This is a genomic window from Synechococcus sp. W4D4, assembly GCF_047716805.1.
Lineage (GTDB): Bacteria > Cyanobacteriota > Cyanobacteriia > PCC-6307 > Cyanobiaceae > Vulcanococcus.
Genome location: NZ_CP180404.1, coordinates 142,050 through 162,586, shown reverse-complemented (window position 1 = coordinate 162,586; position 20,537 = coordinate 142,050). Strand labels below are relative to the sequence as shown.

Annotated in this window: 17 protein-coding genes, 2 tRNA genes and 3 rRNA genes; 13 read left to right on the top strand and 9 right to left on the bottom strand. The window is 61.5% G+C overall.

Translation table 11 applies throughout. From position 1 onward, the window contains the following. Positions 1-2: 2 nt before the first annotated feature. The 6 genes from hflX (at position 3) to ACLM42_RS00830 (ending at position 6,108) form a co-directional block, all read left to right on the top strand. A complete protein-coding gene (gene hflX / locus ACLM42_RS00855; protein ID WP_415399432.1) occupies positions 3-1,601 on the top strand; it encodes a GTPase HflX in 1,599 nt (532 codons plus the stop codon). A 58-nt stretch (positions 1,602-1,659) separates the two neighbouring features. After that, entirely contained in the window at positions 1,660-2,295 is a 636-nt protein-coding gene (locus ACLM42_RS00850) for a peroxiredoxin (RefSeq protein ID WP_247911775.1), read from the top strand. 70 nt (positions 2,296-2,365) lie between these two features. Then, positions 2,366-3,511, top strand: a complete 1,146-nt coding sequence (locus ACLM42_RS00845) for an anhydro-N-acetylmuramic acid kinase (RefSeq protein ID WP_415399431.1) — start codon at positions 2,366-2,368, stop codon at positions 3,509-3,511. A 73-nt stretch (positions 3,512-3,584) separates the two neighbouring features. Next, positions 3,585-3,818, top strand: a complete 234-nt coding sequence (locus ACLM42_RS00840; protein WP_247911777.1) for a hypothetical protein — start codon at positions 3,585-3,587, stop codon at positions 3,816-3,818. 241 nt (positions 3,819-4,059) lie between these two features. After that, a complete protein-coding gene (locus ACLM42_RS00835) occupies positions 4,060-5,784 on the top strand; it encodes an ABC-F family ATP-binding cassette domain-containing protein (protein WP_415399430.1) in 1,725 nt (574 codons plus the stop codon). A 144-nt stretch (positions 5,785-5,928) separates the two neighbouring features. Next, positions 5,929-6,108: a hypothetical protein gene (locus ACLM42_RS00830; protein WP_247911779.1), complete on the top strand. Its 180-nt coding sequence runs from the start codon at positions 5,929-5,931 to the stop codon at positions 6,106-6,108. A 4-nt stretch (positions 6,109-6,112) separates the two neighbouring features. On the opposite strand, the gene ACLM42_RS00825 is transcribed toward ACLM42_RS00830, so the two are convergent. Then, positions 6,113-7,231 carry a trypsin-like peptidase domain-containing protein gene (locus ACLM42_RS00825; RefSeq protein ID WP_415399429.1) on the bottom strand — a complete coding sequence of 373 codons (1,119 nt, stop codon included), beginning with the start codon at positions 7,229-7,231 and terminating at the stop codon, positions 6,113-6,115. A gap of 113 nt (positions 7,232-7,344) precedes the next feature. Here ACLM42_RS00825 and ACLM42_RS00820 point away from each other — a divergent pair, with 113 nt between their 5' ends. The 3 genes from ACLM42_RS00820 (at position 7,345) to hrpB (ending at position 10,621) form a co-directional block, all read left to right on the top strand. Then, a complete protein-coding gene (locus ACLM42_RS00820) occupies positions 7,345-7,611 on the top strand; it encodes a DUF2973 domain-containing protein (RefSeq protein ID WP_247911781.1) in 267 nt (88 codons plus the stop codon). Between the two features lie 89 nt (positions 7,612-7,700). After that, positions 7,701-8,084, top strand: coding sequence for a hypothetical protein (locus tag ACLM42_RS00815; RefSeq protein WP_247911782.1), 384 nt, complete (start codon positions 7,701-7,703; stop codon positions 8,082-8,084). 17 nt (positions 8,085-8,101) lie between these two features. After that, positions 8,102-10,621, top strand: coding sequence for an ATP-dependent helicase HrpB (gene hrpB / locus ACLM42_RS00810; protein WP_415399428.1), 2,520 nt, complete (start codon positions 8,102-8,104; stop codon positions 10,619-10,621). Between the two features lie 9 nt (positions 10,622-10,630). On the opposite strand, the gene ACLM42_RS00805 is transcribed toward hrpB, so the two are convergent. Beyond that, on the bottom strand, positions 10,631-11,425 hold the full coding sequence (locus tag ACLM42_RS00805; protein ID WP_415399427.1) for an HAD family hydrolase: 795 nt from the start codon (positions 11,423-11,425) through the stop codon (positions 10,631-10,633). A gap of 33 nt (positions 11,426-11,458) precedes the next feature. Between ACLM42_RS00805 and ACLM42_RS00800 the strand changes: the two genes are divergently transcribed. From ACLM42_RS00800 to ACLM42_RS00785, 4 genes are read left to right on the top strand one after another with little or no spacing between them, the layout of a single operon-like run. Then, a complete protein-coding gene (locus tag ACLM42_RS00800) occupies positions 11,459-11,674 on the top strand; it encodes a hypothetical protein (RefSeq protein WP_247911785.1) in 216 nt (71 codons plus the stop codon). Positions 11,675-11,698: 24 nt separating this feature from the next. After that, a complete protein-coding gene (gene xseA, locus ACLM42_RS00795; RefSeq protein WP_415400103.1) occupies positions 11,699-12,859 on the top strand; it encodes an exodeoxyribonuclease VII large subunit in 1,161 nt (386 codons plus the stop codon). A gap of 4 nt (positions 12,860-12,863) precedes the next feature. Next, the gene (xseB, locus tag ACLM42_RS00790; protein WP_415399426.1) at positions 12,864-13,148 is read left to right on the top strand and encodes an exodeoxyribonuclease VII small subunit; all 285 of its coding nucleotides are present in this window, start codon (positions 12,864-12,866) and stop codon (positions 13,146-13,148) included. Next, positions 13,127-13,525 (top strand): DUF2834 domain-containing protein, encoded by a 399-nt coding sequence (locus tag ACLM42_RS00785; protein WP_371820692.1) that lies wholly within the window; start codon positions 13,127-13,129, stop codon positions 13,523-13,525. The genes xseB and ACLM42_RS00785 overlap by 22 nt, the downstream gene beginning before the upstream one ends. A gap of 9 nt (positions 13,526-13,534) precedes the next feature. Here ACLM42_RS00785 and ACLM42_RS00780 read toward each other — a convergent pair whose 3' ends face one another. The 7 genes from ACLM42_RS00780 to ACLM42_RS00750 all read right to left on the bottom strand — a co-directional run bounded on the left by ACLM42_RS00780 (position 13,535) and on the right by ACLM42_RS00750 (position 20,428). Next, positions 13,535-13,882, bottom strand: coding sequence for a zinc ribbon domain-containing protein (locus ACLM42_RS00780; protein WP_415399425.1), 348 nt, complete (start codon positions 13,880-13,882; stop codon positions 13,535-13,537). Between the two features lie 31 nt (positions 13,883-13,913). Beyond that, the gene (locus tag ACLM42_RS00775; RefSeq protein WP_415399424.1) at positions 13,914-14,831 is read right to left on the bottom strand and encodes a YihY/virulence factor BrkB family protein; all 918 of its coding nucleotides are present in this window, start codon (positions 14,829-14,831) and stop codon (positions 13,914-13,916) included. A 206-nt stretch (positions 14,832-15,037) separates the two neighbouring features. Next, positions 15,038-15,154, bottom strand: a 5S ribosomal RNA gene (gene rrf / locus ACLM42_RS00770). Between the two features lie 146 nt (positions 15,155-15,300). Continuing rightward, positions 15,301-18,176: ribosomal RNA gene (locus ACLM42_RS00765) — 23S ribosomal RNA — on the bottom strand. A gap of 421 nt (positions 18,177-18,597) precedes the next feature. After that, a tRNA-Ala gene (locus ACLM42_RS00760) sits at positions 18,598-18,670 on the bottom strand. 25 nt (positions 18,671-18,695) lie between these two features. Beyond that, positions 18,696-18,769 (bottom strand) — tRNA-Ile (locus tag ACLM42_RS00755). Positions 18,770-18,943: 174 nt separating this feature from the next. Continuing rightward, positions 18,944-20,428: ribosomal RNA gene (locus tag ACLM42_RS00750) — 16S ribosomal RNA — on the bottom strand. Together the 16S, 23S and 5S rRNA genes with 2 tRNA genes alongside form the textbook arrangement of a ribosomal RNA operon. Positions 20,429-20,537 lie beyond the last annotated feature (109 nt).

Sequence of the window (20,537 nt, the reverse complement as noted above, 5' to 3'; positions counted from 1 at the left end):
TGATGGGCCGTACCGCCGGGTTGCGGCCTGCTCAAACCAGGCGATTGGAGCGGCTCAGTCACCGGCGCCATCCGGAGAGCGCCGGGGTGGACTGGATCAGCCTGCAGCGCCTGGCGGCCGAAAGCGCGGAGCTGGATCTGCCCCTCAGCCTGGTGCTCGACGAGCGGGGCCTCTGCCGATTGCTCTGGGTCGGTCCCCTGGAGCAATCGGGACGACTGCTCGAGCGTCTACCGGGAGGCCCCCGCAGGCAGGGCAACGCCCTGCGCTTAGTCACCTGCGTGGGCCGGGCGAAACACCTCGAACCCCATGGCCATGAAGCCGTCGTGGGGCTCGACCTGCAGCCGGGGTTTTGGCTGCGCTTCGGCAACAGCCCGCAGGCGGGTGGCCGCTGGCCTGCCGCGGCCTTCAGCCCAAGCTCGGATCCCCACTGTCCCTGGCGGACCCTGGAGGAGGACGATCTCGCGGCCCTCTGTGAGCTGGCTCCGCCGGAGGCAACAGAGCTGCCCCCAGCCCAGACGAGGGCGGGCGAGGAGCAGGTGCTGCTGTTGGTGCTCAGTCCCAACGACCCGGAGGATGCGCGCCGCGAAATCGCCGAGCTGGAGGGCCTGGTGCGCAGTGCTGGGGCCAAGCCCCTGGGGCTCGTGGTGCAGCGTCAGTCCAACCGCTCCGGCCAGAACCTCTGGGGCGAAGGGAAGGTGCAGGAGGCCGCCCTCGAAGCCAGGCGTCTAGGCGCCTCCCTGGTCGTGACCGATCGGGAACTCACCCCAGCCCAGGCCAGGAACCTAGAAGCACGGCTCGAACTGCCCGTCAGCGACCGCAGTGAGCTCATTCTCGACATTTTTGCCCAGCGGGCCGCCAGCGCCGCGGGACGCCTCCAGGTGGAACTGGCACAGCTGCGCTACCGCTTGCCAAGGCTCGCTGGTCGAGGTCTCTCGCTCTCGCGGCAAGGGGGCGGGATCGGCACCCGAGGCCCCGGGGAGACCCAGTTGGAGAAAGACCGCAGGGCCATTGCCCGCCGCATCGACAAGTTGCAGCGGGATGTTCAAAAGCTGCGCGAGCACAGGGCCCGGCTCCGCAGCAACCGCCGCTCCCAACGGCGTCTGGCCCTCGTGGGTTACACAAACGCCGGTAAGAGCTCCTTGCTCAACGCCCTAAGCAAAGCGCCGCAGCAGGAGGCAGTCCTGGCGGAAAACAAGCTCTTCGCCACCCTTGACCCCACCACCCGCCGGATCGCGCAGCCCAAACCAGAAGGGGGCGCTCCGACCCACCTGCTCCTCACGGACACGGTGGGCTTCATCCGAGACCTTCCGCCACCATTGGTGGAAGCCTTCCGCTCCACGCTGGAAGAGACCCTGGATGCCGACCGATTGCTGCTGGTGGTCGACCTCTCCGATCCGGCCTGGAGTGAGCAGCTGCGCACCGTCCACGCCATCCTCGATGAGCTTGGCCGCGATGTGCCCCGGCAGCTGATCGCCAACCAGATCGACCGCTGCCCTTCCACCGCAATCGATCAGGCCAAAGCGCTCGACCCCCAGGTGCTGTTTGTCTCAGCGACCGGAGGCCTGGGACTCGAGCATCTCAAGAACAACCTCTTTGCCTGAGGTCCGTCAGGCCCCGTCGCTGATGTGCCACCATCGGGCCCTTCATCCGGCCACGGCCATGCCTCTGCAGCTCGGCGACACCGTTCCCGATTTCACGCAGGACTCTCAACTGGGTCCGATCAACCTCTACGACTTCGCTGGCGACAGCTGGGTTGTGCTCTTCTCTCACCCAGCCGACTACACCCCCGTCTGCACCACCGAACTCGGAGAGGTGTCCCGGCTGCGCGCGGAATGGGACAAGCGCAACGTCAAAACCATCGCCCTGAGCGTCGATTCTGCTGAGAGCCACAAGGGCTGGATCTGCGACATCAACGAGGTTCAGAAGACCACCGTCGACTATCCGATCCTCGCGGACGAAGACAAGAAGGTGAGCGATCTCTACGGGATGATCCATCCCAAGTCGCTCAACAACCTGACGGTGCGCTCGGTGTTCATCATCGATCCCAGCAAGAAGCTGCGCCTTCAAATCACCTATCCCGCCAGCACGGGCCGGAACTTCAACGAGATCCTGCGGGTGATCGACTCCCTGCAACTCACCGACCACCACCAGGTGGCCACCCCGGTGAATTGGACCGACGGCCAGGACTGCGTCGTGGTGCCCTCGATCCCCACCGACGAGGCCCGCAGCAAGTTCCCCAAGGGCGTGACCGAGATCAAGCCCTACCTGCGCATGACCCCGCAGCCCAACAAGTGACAGTGAGTCTCTGAACTCTCGTCAAGAGCACCGGCCCTCGGGAGAATTCCCGGGGGCTTTTTGCTGCGCGATGCGGGTCTTGGGACTGATGAGCGGCACCAGCGCCGATGGCGTTGATGCGGTGCTCGCCAGCTTCCGTGGACCAATGCGCCGGCCCCACTGGACGATCCACAGCCGTGCATCGGTGGCTTACCCCGCCGCATTGCGCGATCAGATCGTGGCGGTCGGACAAGGGAAACCCACCAGCGCCGCTGAGCTGCTCGAGCTCGGTGAAGCCCTGACCGAAGTGCAGGCCCAAGTAGCCCTGGCCTGCGATCCAGACGGCAGCGCCCAGCGGGTGGGCTGCCATGGCCAGACCCTCTGGCACCGCCCGCCCAGCGGCGAGCGCGCCGGGAACAGCTGGCAACTGCTGCACGCGCAGCGCTTGGCCCTGCGGCTGAACACACCGGTGGTCTTCGACTTCCGCGCCGCCGATCTGGCCCTGGGCGGGCAGGGTGCCCCCCTGGTGCCAGCCGCGGACGCCGCCCTCCTACCGCCGATCGGCGGCTGGCGCGCCCTGCTGAACCTGGGGGGGATCGCCAACCTGACGCTGCTGCCTCCCCGTTCGGGGCCGGAGCACGATGCGCCGGTGCTGGGCTGGGACTGCGGCCCAGCCAACACCCTGTTGGACCTGGCGGTTCAACACTTCAGCCGAGGGGCCAAGAGCTTTGATGCTGGCGGGGTCTGGGCGGCCCAGGGCAAGGCCGATGAGGCCCTCATCGCCCGTTGGCTCAAAGAGCCCTATTTCCAGAGCCGACCGCCCAAATCCACTGGCCGAGAGCTCTTTGGCGCCGCGGATCTCCAGCGACGCCTGCAGCAAATGGATCACCCCCAACCCGCCGATGCCCTGGCCACCTTGACGGGCTTCAGCGCCGCGGTGGTTGCCCAGGACTTGCAGCGAGGCTCCCCACCCCTGGAGCTGCTCGTGGCGGGGGGAGGCGCACGGAACGCCAGCTTGATGGCTGAACTGCGGCGGCGTTGCCGCGGCCTCAGCCTGCGGCCCCTCGCCGAACTGGGCATCGCTGACAGCGACCGAGAAGCCTTGGCCTTTGCACTGCTGGCCTGGTGGCACCACCTGGGCGCCAGCGGTTCACTGATTTCGGTGACCGGGGCGCGGCAACCCTCCGTCCTCGGGATCTGCGCGGATCCGCCCGGGCGCTCAGGCCGACGACCTTGAGATCAACTTCCGTCGCGAAGGATCGGCAAGAGGCGATGCCGTTCATAGGGTGAGCAGGACCGGCCAAGAATCGATGAGTTCCGGCAACGCCCCCGCGCTCTACGAGCGCATCCGCAGCGACAACGACCTCACCCAGGATCTATTCCGGCAGGCCCTGCAGGACCCCTCAGGAACCCTTAGCCGCATCTGTGAACTGGGTAACAACTGGGGGCTCCCGGTGAGCCGCGACGACGTCAAAGCCCACCTGGCGAGCATCGAGGACCCGGAGACCAAGCAGTGGCTGCTCAAGGCCCGCGGCGGACTCTGAGCGATTGCGCTGGGGGCGGCGGTCTTCGCCCATCCAACTGAAAAACAGCCAGTAGCTGACGATCGCGAGGCCAGCGGCCACCACCAGTGCCGCCACCTGCTCGAGTCGCTTGACCATGGCGGTCGATGCAGTCGGGAACCTCCAGTCTGCAGGGCTGATCGGCCTGGAATCCGCCGGAGGGAGATGATGCTGGTACGACCCAGGGCGTGAGCCCGAACCGGCGCCCTCTACCGATACCGCCTTGCTTCGCCTCGAACGCGTCTCCAAGATCTATCCCACGGGCGAGGTGCTCCGGGATGTCACCTGGGAGGTGAAATCTGGCGACCGCATTGGCCTGGTCGGCGTGAACGGCGCCGGAAAATCCACTCAGATGCGGATCATTGCTGGGCTGGAGGAGCCCAGCAGTGGGCAGGTCGTGAAGCAGGGGGAACCCCGCATCGTTTACCTCCAACAGGAATTTGACGTCGAGCTGACGCGCACGGTGCGTCAGGAGTTGTTCCAGGCCTTTGGCGAAGCCGCCGAGGTGCTGAACCGCCAGCGGCAGGTGGAAGAGGAGATGGCATCGGAGAAGGCCGCCAGCGATCCCGATCACCTCGACGACCTGATCCATGAGCTCGGCCGGCTGCAGAGCCGATTTGAGGGCCTGCATGGCTATGAGCTCGACGCCCGCATCGACAAGCTGCTGCCGACGATCGGTTTCACCCCAGAGGGGGCCGAACAACTGGTGGGGGACTACTCCGGGGGCTGGCAGATGCGCATCGCCCTGGGCAAGGTGCTGCTCCAGGAGCCCGATCTACTGCTCCTGGACGAACCAACCAACCACCTCGATGTCGAGACCATCCAATGGCTTGAGGACTATCTGATCGGCCAAACCTGCCCGCTGGTGGTGATCAGCCACGACCGGGCTTTCCTCGATCGGGTCTGCAACCAAATCGTTGAGACCGAACGGGGCATATCCCGCAGCTACCTGGGCAACTACACCAACCACCTCGAGCAAAAAGCCCTCGAGCGCGAAGCCGGACAGGCCGCTTTTGAGCGGCAACAGAAGGAACTCGCCACCCAACAGGCCTACATCGATCGATTCCGGGCCAGCGCCACCCGATCCACCCAGGCCAAGAGCCGCGAGAAGTTGCTGGACAAGGTCGAGCGAATTGAGGCTCCGACCGAGAGCGTCGGCGGTCCGCGCTTCCAATTCCCGCCAGCCCCGCGCAGCGGCCGTTTGATCGCCGAAATCAACGACCTCAGCCACAGCTACGGCGAGCAGATTCTCTTCTTAGGGGCCAATCTCGAAATTGAACGGGGGGACCGAATTGCCTTTGTCGGACCCAATGGGGCTGGGAAATCCACCCTGCTGCGCCTGGTGATGGGCATCGAGACACCCGATGAGGGCTCTGCCGGACTGGGTGAGCACAACGTGATTGCCAGCTACTTCGAGCAGAACCAAGCCGAGGCCCTGGATCTGAGCAAAACGGTGATCGACACGATGTTCGAAGCCGTCCCGGACTGGACCCAAACCCAGGTGCGCTCCCTGCTGGGAAGCTTCTGCTTCAGCAATGACGCCGTCTTCAAAGAAGTAGGCAAGCTCAGTGGTGGCGAGAAGGCACGGCTCGCTCTGGCCTTAATGCTGCTGAGCCCCTGCAATTTGCTGGTGCTCGACGAGCCGACAAACCACCTCGACATCCCGGCCAAAGAGATGCTGGAGAACGCACTCCGGGACTATGAAGGGGCTGCACTGGTGGTCAGCCACGATCGCTATTTCATCTCCAAAGTTGCCAACAAGATTGTCGAAATCCGCGACGGAGAACTTGTCGTCTATCGCGGTGATTACGCCTACTACCGCGAGAAGAAAGCCGAAGAGTCAGCCGCAGCCCAGGCCGCATTGGATGCAGCGGAGCAAGACGCCAAACGCAAGGCCAAGCGTGACAAACAAAAAGCCAAGGAGGCCGCCCGAAAATCAGCTGCCTGAAAGCGGAAAGGCTTTAAAAGCATCTGCACGAGCGAATAAATACCTAGCGCACAAACTTCACATTTCCCTAGGCAAGAAGACTCATTCTTCTAGGGGTTATCGACATGTCGTGCATAGGCTGTCAAAGCCCTTCGTGAGCCGGCCATGGATCCTCTATTCAGTACAACTCCATCGGCCTTCAGCTCGAACCACACGACCGCTGGCACCCCAGCCCGGAGCGAGGGCGATCCTGTGAGTAGCTACTTCGAGTGCATCACCGCCTGCTCTGTTGATGACGGCGAGTGCGTGACCCATTGCGTCGAGGTCCTGCGCGAGCAGCAATAAAGCCCTAGCGCTTGATCAAGGTCGAGAGCTCAACGGGGGTCACCCTGACCTCAAGGGTTCGGCCTTCGCGCGCCAGCTGGAGCAGCAAGGGTCGTCCCACGCCATGGCGACTCACCACTTGGATCAGAGCCGCGGGGTCAGCAACGGGTTGCCCCGCCGCGGCCACCACCACATCCCCGGCACGCACCCCAGCGCGAGCCGCCGGCCCTCCCGGAATCAGGCTGCGCACCTTCGCACCCGAGCCATTGCGCACCGGCTCCAGGGCAACGCCCACCATCGCGTGGCTGACCTTGCCGCTGGCCACCAGCTGCTGGGCCACCGAGCTGGCCTGGTTCACGGGAATGGCAAAGCCCAAGCCAGCCCCTGGACCAGAGCGCACCAGCGTGTTGATCCCAATCACCTCCCCATCCGCATTGAGCAACGGTCCCCCGGAATTGCCGGGGTTAATGGCCGCATCGGTCTGAATCAATTGCAGACGCTTATCGGTGATCCCCAACGCTGCGGCGTTGCGATTGAGGTTGCTGACGATCCCCAAGGTCACGGTTTGATCCAGGCCAAAGGGATTACCCACCGCGATCACCCACTCGCCCACCTGTAGGGCATCGGAATCGCCAAGGGCTGCCACGGGCCAGGGGCCTGGCCCGCTCAAGCGGACGACAGCCAGGTCTGTGACGCTGTCGCTCCCCACAACCTTCCCCTCAACGCGGCGACCATCTGGGAGACCGACCATCACCCGCGTACTGCCCTCCACGACGTGGGCATTGGTGAGCAGCAATCCCGAAGGGTCGTAGATGACCCCACTGCCCTGCCCCCGTTCCGTCCGTTGGGAGGGAGGCATCCGGGTCGCCCCACCTCCAGGCGGAAGCCCAAAAAACTGCCGCAGCATCGGGTCGTTAAACGGGAACGGGGTCACCAGAGCCCGACCCGGGACCACCACCGTGCGCTCCGTGTCGATCGTGACCACCGCAGGGCCGGTGCGCTTGACCGCCTCGGCCACAAAGGAGTGACGGGTGAGCGCAGGGGCTGGGGCGCTCTGGGCCAACACTGGCGGCAGGCCGATCAAGAGCGATCCACCACTGGCCGCCATCAGGAGGCTGGCTATCCGTGCCGCTGCGCCAGCCATCGAATCGAGATCAAATCTGTGAAACCGTAAGCAGAACGCTCCAAAGCGCGCAAGCGCCGGAAGGCGCGCGATGATGGGTTCATCGGTACCCCAGGCCTCCGCCTGGCTCGTCCATGCTCGCCACCACACCCGATCTCGGTTTGGTCGCCAGCAAGCTGCTGCCGCTGGTTTACGGAGCCTGCTTCATCGGGCTGCTGTGGCAGGCCTTTCGGATCATGGCCCGCGGCTACTCAGCGGTGCCGCGGCCAGGCGATCAAGACCGCGCCCCGCAAGGGGATCGGACAGGGCGGCTGACCATTCATCCCGAACTCTTGGATCAGGACGGACAGCTCACCCAAGACGACCTGCTGACGGTTCGTTTTGGTGAAGATGACGAGTAGCCCGCCTGCCTGAACGACCCCCACACAGCCCGCTTGGCCCCTCTAGCTGGTACAACCAGTGGGTGCTTGTGAACATTGGCGGAGGCCGAGTGGAGCAAAGAACCCGGATCGTGGCTGCTGTGCTCAAGGCCATCAAGCTGCCCCCGCGCTTCCAGCTCAAGTTGGTGAAAGAGGATCCCGTTCGCCTGGAACTGATCCTGACCCCCGCCTACGGCAAGGAACCCATCCTGGTGGGCCTTGTTGAGTCGCAGGATCTGGTTGCCCGTCGCGACCGCGAGGGGCGTGTCCCCCGTGATCTTCAGGGCACCTGGGACTGGACTGTGCGCCACGGCAAGGTGAACACCGGCGGCTGGAATCCTTACCTCAAGGAAGCCCTGCAGACGATGTTCGAGACCGGCCTGCCGGCCATCGTTTACGAAGAGCTGACCGGTGAGCTGTACCACCCGGTCGATGGCGCGCGCCACGTGCGCTGAGGCCCGGGCCCGCCACCGTGCCGCTTCCGATTGATCCGCTGTTGCCCGAGCTGGTGCAGCGGCTTGATGCCGGTGGCACCTTGCTCCTGCAGGCTCCCCCCGGAGCCGGAAAAACCACAGGGGTTCCCCTGGCCCTGCTCAAGGCCCTACCCCAGGAGAGCGGGCGGATCTTGATGCTGGAGCCCCGCAGGTTGGCGGCCAAAGCCGCGGCCCAGCGCTTGGCCAGCAGCCTTGGGGAAGACGTCGGCCAACGGATCGGCTATCGGGTCCGTATGGAGAGCCGGATCTCGGCCGACACCCGAGTGGAGGTCGTGACCGACGGTCTCTTCCTCAGGCAACTGCAGTCCGACCCCAGCCTGGAGGGGGTGGCCTGCGTGATCTTCGACGAATTCCACGAACGCCGCAGCGAGGCGGACTTGGCCCTGGCGCTGCTGCGGGAGGCCCGCGCTCTCATCGCACCGGAGGTGCGGCTACTGGTGATGTCAGCGACGCTGAACCTGCAGCCCCTACGCGAACAACTCCCTGAGGCCGGGCTGGTCACCAGCGAAGGACGGAGCTTCCCAGTCGCGATTCAGCACCAACCGGCGCGGGAGCGGGAGAACCTCTCGGCGCAGGTGGTGCGGGCCCTTGAGAGCCAATGGCTTGACCAACGGCAGGACCACGAGACCGCCCTGGTGTTCCTTCCGGGGCAACGCCAAATCCAGCAGTGCCAGGAGGCGATCTCCAGGACCAGCTGGGCCAAGGGTCTGGAGATCTGCCCCCTGCACGGCAACTTGCCCCTGGGGGAGCAAAGCCACGCGATCCAAGCCAGTCGCAGCCCAGCAGGGAAGGTGGTGCTGGCGACGGCCATTGCTGAAAGCTCCCTGACCATTGCGGGGGTCGCCCTGGTCATCGATAGCGGCCTCAGCCGCCGCAGCCGCTTCGATCCATCCAGCGGCATGGAGAGCCTGGTCACCCTGCCGGCCAGCCAGGCCAGTGCCGAACAACGGGCCGGCCGAGCTGGACGACTGGGGCCGGGACGTGCGATTCGCCTCTGGAGCCCCGCGGAGCAACAGCGGCGCCCAGCCTTTGATCCACCCGCCCTCCTGGAGGCCGACCCTGCTCCCCTGGTGCTGCAACTGGCCCAGTGGGGTGCAGGGTTGGGCGATGACCTGCCCTGGCTCGAGCCCCCTCCGCGGCCCCACCTGCTGGAGGGGCAGGAGCTGCTGAAGCAACTGGGAGCCCTGAACAGCACCGGACAGCTCAGCAGCCATGGCCGGCAACTCAGCCAGCTCGGGGTGCATCCGCGCCTCGGGCAGGTGCTGCTGCGATCCCGGGAGCTGGGTGTGCCAAGCCTGGGCTGCGCCCTGGCAGCCCTGTTGAGCGAACGGGACCCACTGCGGCTCGATGAGGCCGGCTGTGACCTGCTGCGCAGGCTGGATTGGCTGCGGCAGGGCCAGCGAGACCATCGCCGCCGCTCCATCCAGCAGCTGCAGGCCCAACTCGAGCGTCAGCTCAAAGGAACGACAGCGGCAGCCCGCCCCCCCCAACCACCCCTGAGCAGTGGCGACGAGGCGGTGCTCTGCGCTGAGCTGATTGCCCATGCCTACCCCGAGCGGGTCAGCCTGCAGCGCCCAGGCGCGCCCGGTCGCTACCAGCTCCGCTCGGGCCGTGGGGCGGAACTCCATCCCGGCGACCCCCTCTGGGGAAGCGAAGCCCTGGCGATTGCCCATGCTGATGGTGGCGGCAGCGACTGCCGGATTCAGCTGGCCCTGGCCCTTCCCAAAACCAGCATCGAGAACCTGGCGCAAGAACAGGGCGAGCGCCTGCAAGCGGTGAGCTGGGATCCGGCCCAAGAGCGGGTCAAGGCCGAAGAAAGCCTCCAACTGGGCGCACTCACGCTGGAGCGCCGGCCCCTGCGTGATCCCCCCGCCGCAGCCCTGCGGGCCGCGCTACTGGAGGGATTGGTCGACCTAGGGCTGGAGGCCTTGCCCTGGAGCAAAGGCTCGCGGCAGTTGCAACAGAGGCTGTGCCTCGCCCACCGGGAATTGGGGGAGCCTTGGCTGGACCGAAGCGATGCGGTCCTTCTGGCAGATCCCCTGAACTGGCTGGGGGATCAACTCGATGGCCTGCGGTCGCGCCAGGACCTGCAAGAACTCAACCTCTGTGAGGCCCTCTGGAGCGGCCTGGACTGGTCGATGAGGCAAGAGCTCGAGACCCTGCTTCCCACCAGCTTGGCCATTCCATCCGGTCGCCAAGCCAGCCTGGATTACGGCAGCGGAACACCCGTGCTGGCCGTCAAATTGCAGGAACTCTTCGGCGCCGCCACCACCCCAACGGTCTTGCGCGGACGACTCCCGGTCACGGTGCAGCTGCTCTCACCGGCCGGTCGACCTGCAGCGATCACCCAAGACCTGGCGGGCTTCTGGAGTGGGGCCTATCAGGACGTTCGGCGAGACCTGCGGGGCCGCTATCCCCGCCATCCCTGGCCCGAGGATCCAGCCAACGCGACGGCCACGGCCCTCACCAAAAAACGGTTGGAGCAACAACAGCGCTAAGGCGAGGCCTCAACTCCAGAGGTGACCAAACCCAAAGTGACGCAGGCCCTCGGCAATCCCCTGGCAGCCATGGCCTTGGGCGTAGTAGACCCCAGAGAGAGAAGGCAACTGCTCCACCAGGGCCGGCTCTGCATTGCCGACCATGACCCCCTTCAGGCCGGTTTCGAACATCGCCAGGTCATTGAGGGTGTCCCCGGCCGTGACCACCGAGGCATGGTCTGCTTCCAGCCAATCCAGCAGGGAGAGCAGCGTTGAACCCTTGTTCACCCCGCCAGGGAGCACATCGAAATAGCGGTTATCCGACATCACCACCGTGGCCCCCTCCGCCTCAAGGACAGGGATTAGGTCCTGGTTGAACTGTTCCAGGTCGACGTAGAAGGCCAGGCGACGATTGGAGCTCATCGGTTGCAGCTCAAGCCCAGGCTGACCTTCCAGCAAGGTTCTCAACCGCGGTTCAAGGCCTTGCCAGCGCTGCTCAATGGGATCCACGGCCAAGGGAACCGGCACTAGCGAGGCACCACAAGCAACCGTGCAGCCCACATCACCGATGACGAGATGGGGCGCGGCCAGCCCCAGCGGCTCGTCCTCCCCCAGCACCTTCGCAATGGCGCCGAGGTCCCTACCGGTGCAGAAGACATGAAGAACACGCTCCCGCTGCTCAGCCAACCAGCGATAGAAGGCCCGGCGCTCTTCGCTGGGTCCCCCCAGGAGGGTGCCATCGAGATCCGTCACCAGGACCAGCTCGGGACGGTCCGGCAGTGGCGCCGAGAGCTGACTCTGCAGGCGTGCTCGAGGGGACGTCACAGGCACGCGGGCTTAGGCGCGCCAACGCTATCGGTGGGTCAAACTGGCTGTGGTTGTGCGTATCCCAGAGTCCTGGCCCGCTTCTACGCCAAAAATCGCCGCGACGGTGCCCGCCTGCTCAGTTCGGCTCTGGTGCTAACCACCCTTGCCCTGTTCAACATCCAGAACCCCGTTGGGCTGGTCTTGAGCCTCATCGGCGCCCTGGTTTGTCTCTATTGGTGGAGCTGCTACCGCCAACTCGAGCGCTGATGTTCCTGCCCGCCTGAGCCCGTGCTGAAGAACGACTCCGGCATTCCCCGTTACAGCGTCGCGGAACTGAACCAAGCGATTGGATCGCTGCTGGAACGTGGCTTTGCACCGCGGTTTCTGCTGGAAGCCACCGTTTCACGGCCCCAACTAAAAAAAGGGCATCTCTGGCTGACCCTGGTCGATGAATCGGCCTCGATATCCGGGGTTGTCTGGTCCTCCCAGCGGGAGCGCCTGAGCTATCAGCCCAGCGAAGGAGATGGGGTGCTGGTGGTGGGGAAGCTCAACTTCTGGGCCAGCCGCGCCAATCTCTGTGTCCAGATCCTCGACATCCGGCCGTCCCTCAGTGCGGTTCTGCGGCAGTTCGAGCGGGTCTGCTCGGTCCTTGAACCGGAGGGCCTGTTTGCGGCGGAGCGCAAGCGGGCCCTGCCGGAGATGCCAGCGGCGATCGCCCTGTTGACCAGCGTCCCCAGCTCCGCCTTAGCGGACATGCTGCGCACAGCCCAGGAGCGCTGGCCAGCAACCACGGTTCACGTCGTGCCGATCCCCGTGCAGGGGATGGTCGCAGCCAAGATTCGTGAGCGTTTGGCCGAGGTCATCCAGACCAGCGGCGAGCAGCGGATTGAAGCGATCGTCCTGGCACGGGGAGGCGGAAGCCGAGAAGACCTTGCCGTCTTCGATGACGAGGAGCTAGCCCGCGACCTGGCGGCCAGTCCGATCCCGGTGGTGACCGGGCTGGGGCATGAGGATGACACCACCGTGGCGGATCTCGTTGCGGACTACAGGGCCGCCACCCCGACCGCCGCCATCGTTGCCCTCCTGCCCGATCGAGAAGCCCTGGCCCAGGGGCTCCAGCACCGTCTAGCGATCGTGCGCCAACTCATGCTGCACCGCCTGCAGCAAAGCCAGCAGCGGCTCGAGCTGCAGCGCCAGAGGCTGGGGCAATGCCACCCCAGCCTGCTGATCGAGCGGGAGCTCACCAGGCTGCAACAACGGCTACAGCTGCTCGAGGCCCTCTCCCCACAACGATTGCTGAAGCGCGGCTTCTCCTTGGTGCGCAAGGCCGATGGCTCCCTGCTGCGCTCCGTCAGCCAAAGCCAAGACGGAGATCAACTCAGGCTGGAGCTGGTAGACGGCAAGATCGATGCCGTGGTGGAGCGGGTGAGCGCACACCCTGTCCAACCCTGACGCCATGACGGAAGCCAAACCCCAAGCCAAACGCAAGAAGACCGACAGCAAGGGCAAGGCGGCAGAGGCTGCAGAGCGAGAGCAGTGGCAGAAAGAGGTAGAGGGCTTGAGCTACCAGGAGGCCAACACCGCCCTGGAACTCACCCTGGCCAAGTTGCAATCGGCGGAGTTGGAGGTGGAGGAGATGGCCGGTCTCTATCGGCGGGCCGAGGCCTATGCCTCACGCTGCCAAGTGGTGCTCGAGCAGGTCGCCCAGGAAGTGGTCGAATGGGAGGCACTCAGCGCCTAGGGATCGCGATGGACTCCAAACCCGTTCAGCAACCCGCGCTGGCCTGGATTTATCTCGCTCTGGCCGTAGCGGGTGGCGTTCTGCCCTGGCTTTCCAACCTGCAGTTCATCCGGGAGTACGGCGGCAGCTTTGACATCGCCCAGTTCATCGCCCTGGCGAATGCCAATCCCGCAGCCGAATCGCTGTCGCGCGATCTGCTGGTGGGAGCCTCAGCGATCACGGTCTGGATGATTGTCGAAAGTCGACGCCTACAGATGCGCCATCTCTGGGTTGTGTTGCTGAGCGCAGGAACGATCGCCTTTGCCTTCGCCGCTCCGTTCTTCCTCTTTCTGCGGGAGCGACGTCTAGCTGAGATGGCACGAACTGCAGAAGCCTGAGCGCTCTCCCTAGCGATCGGTGACGTCCTGGACTTGAACGTCGACCACGGCATCGCTCGCGGGCGCATCAACGGGTTGCGACGCCGAACCAGCCGGAGGCACCTGAGTGAGGTCAGCCCCACAAGCCGGGCAGAGCGGGGCGCCAACGCTGGGGGTCCCGCAGGCAGGACAGGTCACCAGACGGCGCTTGAACCACTGCCAAGCCAAAAAACCGGCACCACCGAGGATCAGAGGGCCAAAGACCAACAGCAGGGTGATGCCCTCGAGCACATCCACAAACAGACGACCGGCCAAGCCTGGAGCGATCAGCAGGACGCCGATCAGCGTGATCCAGAGCCAAGGAATCGGACGTTGCATCGCCTAGCCAAACAGAGCTGCGCCGCCTCCATCATCCCGCCGAAAGCTCACGGCGCTTGCTGCAGACCACACTCAAAGCCATGCCGTAATAGACGACCAACGCCACCAGCCAAACCCAGAGGCTGAGGACCAGAACGCCACCGATCACCCCATAGGCCTGGAAACGGGCACCCAGCGAGATCAAGCTTCGGCCTAGGGCGAGATTCAGGGCCGTCAGGGCTGAGCCAATCAGCAGAGCGCCGGGCAGCAGTGGCTTCAACGGGACCCTTCGCGTCGGCATGAATGCCAGCAAGACAAAAGCCAGGGAGCAGCTAATCAAGACGCTGATCCCCAAATCCACCAGCAATGGAACAGGGGCCCAGAGGTGCAATTTCTCCGGTAGCCAACTCTCGAGGAGCGAGCGCCAGCTTCCTGGCTTCAGCAAGCGCAGGTTCGTTGTGACCTGATCGAGGACCACAAAAAAGCCAATCAGAACAACAACAACAAGCGACTCAATGCGATTGCGAATGAACTTCCAGACCGGCTTTTTCCAGTTTTCTGGTGGAGTCAGGATTGGACGAAAACCCCAAAGCCGATCAGCACCGCGCTGGAGACTGAGATATGCATTAGTCGATGAGATCACCAAAAAGATGAGACCAATCAAGCCAGCTCCTGTCCCTTGTTTATACAGACGGAGCAGCGTCGTACTCACCAAGGGCAATGCTGAAGGGGGCAGGATCTGATCGGCAAAAGCAATCACCTGATCTGCCAAGCCGTCCATTCGACCGAGGACCAGGCCTGCAACACCCAGTGCAATCAGAAGAATGGGGAAGAAGGATTGAAGACTGTGATACGCAAATGCGGCGCTCAGATCCACACAGTCTTCACGATCCCAGAGGCGGTAGGCCTTCCAGAACGGCTTCACTATCGCGCGCCATCGACGCGAACGCACCAACACCTGCAAATTCATCTGGCCTAAAACAACAATAGGCCTTCATCCAAAAAGGAACTCCGCGCTCGGAGTGGGCTTCAGAGGAGGCTCAGGCTCAGCGGCCCCGGCTGCTGTCGTGTAGACACAAAAAAACCACCCTTGTGGGGGTGGTTTTCTCGTCTCAACCCATGGCTTACCCATTCAAGGACAAGCAGAATGGATTGAGTGATTGGAGCGAATGTTTTACCTGGCATCGACCTATTTTCTCAGGGGGCTACCCCCCAAATATCGTCGGCGCTACAGCGTTTCACAGCCGAGTTCGAGATGGATCGGAGTGGTTCCACTGCGCCATGGACACCAGGATAGGTATTCGCTCTCAGGTGAACCCTGAGAACTGCATAGGTTACGAGTCTGCCCTTGGCTTGCTTTCGCAGGCTTCAGGCAGTCGCTCTGGAAGTCAAAGCTCTCCACAGTGACCTGACGGCCTTTGTGTTTTGAGAGATGAGATTTGGTCAAGCCCTCGGTCTATTAGTACTCCTCTGCTTCACGCATTACTGCGCTTCCACATAGAGCCTATCAACGGGTGTTCTTCCCGTGACCTTACTGGCTTAAGCCATGGGAATACTCATCTTGAGGTGGGCTTCCCACTTAGATGCTTTCAGCGGTTATCCACTCCGCACATGGCTACCCAGCGTTTACCGTTGGCACGATAACTGGTACACCAGAGGTGCGTTCCTCCCGGTCCTCTCGTACTAGGGAGAAATCCTCTCAATATTCCTGCGCATGCACCGGATATGGACCGAACTGTCTCACGACGTTCTGAACCCAGCTCGCGTACCGCTTTAATGGGCGAACAGCCCAACCCTTGGGACCGACTTCAGCCCCAGGTTGCGATGAGCCGACATCGAGGTGCCAAACCTCCCCGTCGATGTGAACTCTTGGGGGAGATCAGCCTGTTATCCCTAGAGTAACTTTTATCCGTTGAGCGACGGCCCTTCCACTCAGAACCGTCGGATCACTAAAGCCTACTTTCGTACCTGTTCGACTTGTAGGTCTCACAGTCAAGCTCCCTTCTGCTTTTGCACTCGTCGGCTGATTTCCAACCAGCCTGAGGGAACCTTTGCGCGCCTCCGTTACCTTTTAGGAGGCGACCGCCCCAGTCAAACTGCCCACCAGATACTGTCCGGTTCCCGGATAACGGGTAACCGTTAGAACCCTAGCTCGCAAAGAGTGGTATCTCACCAGTGGCTCACCATCACCCACAAGCAATGGATCAAAGCCTCCCACCTATCCTGCGCATTGCGAGCCCGAGCACAATACCAAGCTACAGTAAAGCTTCATAGGGTCTTTCTGTCCGGGTGCACGTAGTCCGCATCTTCACAGACAATTCTATTTCGCCGAGCCTCTCTCCGAGACAGCGCCCAGATCGTTACGCCTTTCGTGCGGGTCGGAACTTACCCGACAAGGAATTTCGCTACCTTAGGACCGTTATAGTTACGGCCGCCGTTCACCGGGGCTTCAGTCGTTAGCTTCGCTTGCGCTGACCAACTTCTTTAACCTTCCGGCACTGGGCAGGCGTCAGCCCCCATACATCGTCTTGCGACTTAGCGGAGACCTGTGTTTTTGGTAAACAGTCGCCTGGGCCTATTCACTGCGACCAGCTCTCGCTGGCACCCCTTCTCCCGAAGTTACGGGGTCATTTTGCCGAGTTCCTTAGAGAGAGTTACCTCGCGCCCCTCGGTATTCTCTACCACCCCACCTGTGTCGGTTTCGGGTACAGGTAATCATGCCTTAACGGGTATAGGGCTTTTCTTGGAAGCTTGACGTCACCAACTTCGCTGCCGTAGCAGCTCGCACTCACGCCTCAGCTCAAGCTGTTTTCGCCAGCTCTCAACGCCTCGAACGCTTGGACCGGTAACCAACATCCGGATTGGCTAGCCTTCTCCGTCCTCCTTCCCAAAACATGATCAGTACAGGAATGTTGACCTGTTATCCATCGACTACGCCTTTCGGCCTCGCCTTAGGTCCTGACTAACCCTCCGCGGACGAGCCTGCCGGAGGAACCCTTAGGGTTTCGGGGAATGGGATTCTCACCCATTTTTTCGCTACTCAAGCCGACATTCTCACTTCTATGCAGTCCACGCCCGCTTACGCTAACGCTTCACCCCACATAGAACGCTCCCCTACCATTAAACAAGTTTAATCCGCAGCTTCGGTACAACACTTAGCCCCGTTCATTTTCGGCGCAGGATCGCTCGACCAGTGAGCTATTACGCACTCCTTTGAGGATGGCTGCTTCTAGGCAAACCTCCTGGTTGTCTCGGCAATCCCACCTCCTTTATCACTTAGTGTTGATTTGGGGACCTTAGCTGGCGGTCTGGGCTGTTTCCCTTTCGACCATGGAGCTTATCCCCCACAGTCTGACTGCCTAGTTACACACAGGGTATTCAGAGTTCGTCTCGATTTGGTACCGCTCTCGCAGCCCGCACCGAAACGGTGGCTTTACCCCCCTGCTGGAGCACTAGACGCTACGCCTCAACGTATTTCGGGGAGAACCAGCTAGCTCCGGGTTCGATTGGCATTTCACCCCTAACCACAGCTCATCCGCTGATTTTTCAACATCAGTCGGTTCGGACCTCCACTTGGTATCACCCAAGCTTCATCCTGGCCATGGTTAGATCACCCGGGTTCGGGTCTATAAACACCGACAATCGCCCTATTCAGACTCGCTTTCGCTATGGCTCCACCATTTCCGGTTTAACCTGCCAGTGCCTATAAGTCGCCGGCTCATTCTTCAACAGGCACACGGTCACCCTATGAGTAGGGCTCCCATTGCTTGTAAGCTCACGGTTTCATGTTCTATTTCACTCCCCTCCCGGGGTTCTTTTCACCTTTCCCTCGCGGTACTGTTGCGCTATCGGTCACACAGGAGTACTTAGCCTTACGAGGTGGTCCTCGCTGATTCACACGGAATTCCACGTGCTCCGTGCTACTCGGGATACAGCTAGCTCAGTTCAGTTTTCGAATACGGGGCTTTCACCCTCTGTGGCGCGCCATTCAAACGCTTCCTCTAACATCCCTGATACACGTTGCTGTCCCACAACCCCGATAGTCGAAACTATCGGTTTAGGCTCTTCCCCGTTCGCTCGCCGCTACTTAGGGAGTCGTTTTTACTTTCCTTTCCTCCAGCTACTAAGATGTTTCAGTTCGCTGGGTTGGCTCGCGCCAGCCTATAGATTCAGCTGGCCGTTCTAGGGGTTGCCCCATTCGGAAATTCCCGGATCAAAGCGTTTTTCCAGCTCCCCGAGACTTATCGCAGGTAAACACGTCCTTCATCGCCTCTGTGTGCCAAGGTATCCACCGTGAGCCCTTTGTAGCTTGACCAATTTATCCTCCTAACGCTTCAGGCTGTTGAGGCCCATTCTCTCGACTTTCTCTTAATCAATCAACAGATTGCTCTGCTCACTCATCAGTTAGAAAGAAGGATCAAACTCCCCGCTCCTCGGCGGATTGGGAAGAACGCTAGAAGGTCTCGGCTCTCAAAAAATAGAATCACTAGCTCTTTCGAACTAGCCTCTATGAGATGCTTTGTCTTTCCAGACTCACCTATGCAGTTGTCAAGGTTCTGCTAAATCCCCTCCCTTTCAGGAGTGAACTCAGCATCAGCTCAACCAAATCAACACAACCGTGTCAATCGAATGAGCTGAGGCTGAATACGACTGGCTATCCAGTGGAATCATTCAGCGAACAACGTCTAGTCACCAACCAAGAAGCTCTTCCTGGCTTTGGAGTTCAGATATGTTAGTGGAGGTTAGCGGACTCGAACCGCTGACATCCTGCTTGCAAAGCAGGCGCTCTACCAACTGAGCTAAACCCCCAAAGGATCCAAAATGGAGTTTGGAATGGGCCATCCTGGACTTGAACCAGGGACCTCACCCTTATCAGGGGTGCGCTCTAACCACCTGAGCTAATGGCCCAGGAAGTGAACCCTCTATGGGGTGACCTAGACAACGTTTAGGAACTAAAAATCAATCGTTATGCAGTCTTTCGACTCACAGGATTGAAGTTGAGGTACCGATCGACCTAAGGTGACAGGATTTCGGCCTAAGAATAAAAGTACTCAGGCATCAAAATCGTTGTTTGTCTCCCTGTTAGGAGGTGATCCAGCCGCACCTTCCGGTACGGCTACCTTGTTACGACTTCACCCCAGTCATCAGCCCCACCTTCGACGTCCTCCTCCACAAGGGTTGGAGTAACGGCTTCGGGCGTGGCCAACTTCCATGGTGTGACGGGCGGTGTGTACAAGGCCCGGGAACGTATTCACCGCAGTATGCTGACCTGCGATTACTAGCGATTCCTCCTTCACGTAGGCGAGTTGCAGCCTACGATCTGAACTGAGCCACGGTTTATGGGATTTGCTAGCTCTCGCGAGTTTGCTGCCCTTTGTCCGTAGCATTGTAGTACGTGTGTAGCCCAGGATGTAAGGGGCATGATGACTTGACGTCATCCACACCTTCCTCCGGTTTATCACCGGCGGTCTCGCTAGAGTGCCCAACTAAATGCTGGCAACTAACGACGTGGGTTGCGCTCGTTGCGGGACTTAACCCAACATCTCACGACACGAGCTGACGACAGCCATGCACCACCTGTCACTGCGTTCCCGAAGGCACTCTCTCGTTTCCAAGAGATTCGCAGGATGTCAAACCCTGGTAAGGTTCTTCGCGTTGCATCGAATTAAACCACATACTCCACCGCTTGTGCGGGCCCCCGTCAATTCCTTTGAGTTTCACACTTGCGTGCGTACTCCCCAGGCGGAACACTTAACGCGTTGGCTACGACACCGAGGGGGTCGATTCCCCCGACACCTAGTGTTCATCGTTTACGGCCAGGACTACAGGGGTATCTAATCCCTTTCGCTCCCCTGGCTTTCGTCCATGAGCGTCAGTTATGGCCCAGCAGAGCGCCTTCGCCACTGGTGTTCTTCCCGATATCTACGCATTTCACCGCTACACCGGGAATTCCCTCTGCCCCTACCACACTCTAGTCTGTCAGTTTCCACTGCCGAAATGGAGTTAAGCTCCACGCTTTAACAGCAGACTTGACAGACCGCCTGCGGACGCTTTACGCCCAATAATTCCGGATAACGCTTGCCACTCCCGTATTACCGCGGCTGCTGGCACGGAATTAGCCGTGGCTTATTCATCAAGTACCGTCAGATCTTCTTCCTTGATAAAAGAGGTTTACAGCCCAGAGGCCTTCATCCCTCACGCGGCGTTGCTCCGTCAGGCTTTCGCCCATTGCGGAAAATTCCCCACTGCTGCCTCCCGTAGGAGTCTGGGCCGTGTCTCAGTCCCAGTGTGGCTGATCATCCTCTCAGACCAGCTACTGATCGATGTCTTGGTAGGCCTTTACCCCACCAACTAACTAATCAGACGCGAGCTCATCCTCAGGCGAAATTCATTTCACCTCGCGGCATATGGGGTATTAGCGGTCGTTTCCAACCGTTATCCCCCTCCTGAGGGCAGATTCTCACGCGTTACTCACCCGTCCGCCACTAACCCGAAGGTTCGTTCGACTTGCATGTGTTAAGCACGCCGCCAGCGTTCATCCTGAGCCAGGATCAAACTCTCCGTTGTAGATCAAATCCTATTGACTGCTTTCACAGTCTCAATTTGATTTGCTTCACCCACAGTCAGCACTGGCGCACTGCTGCAGTTGATGCCACTTCCTCTGACAGAAGCGTTC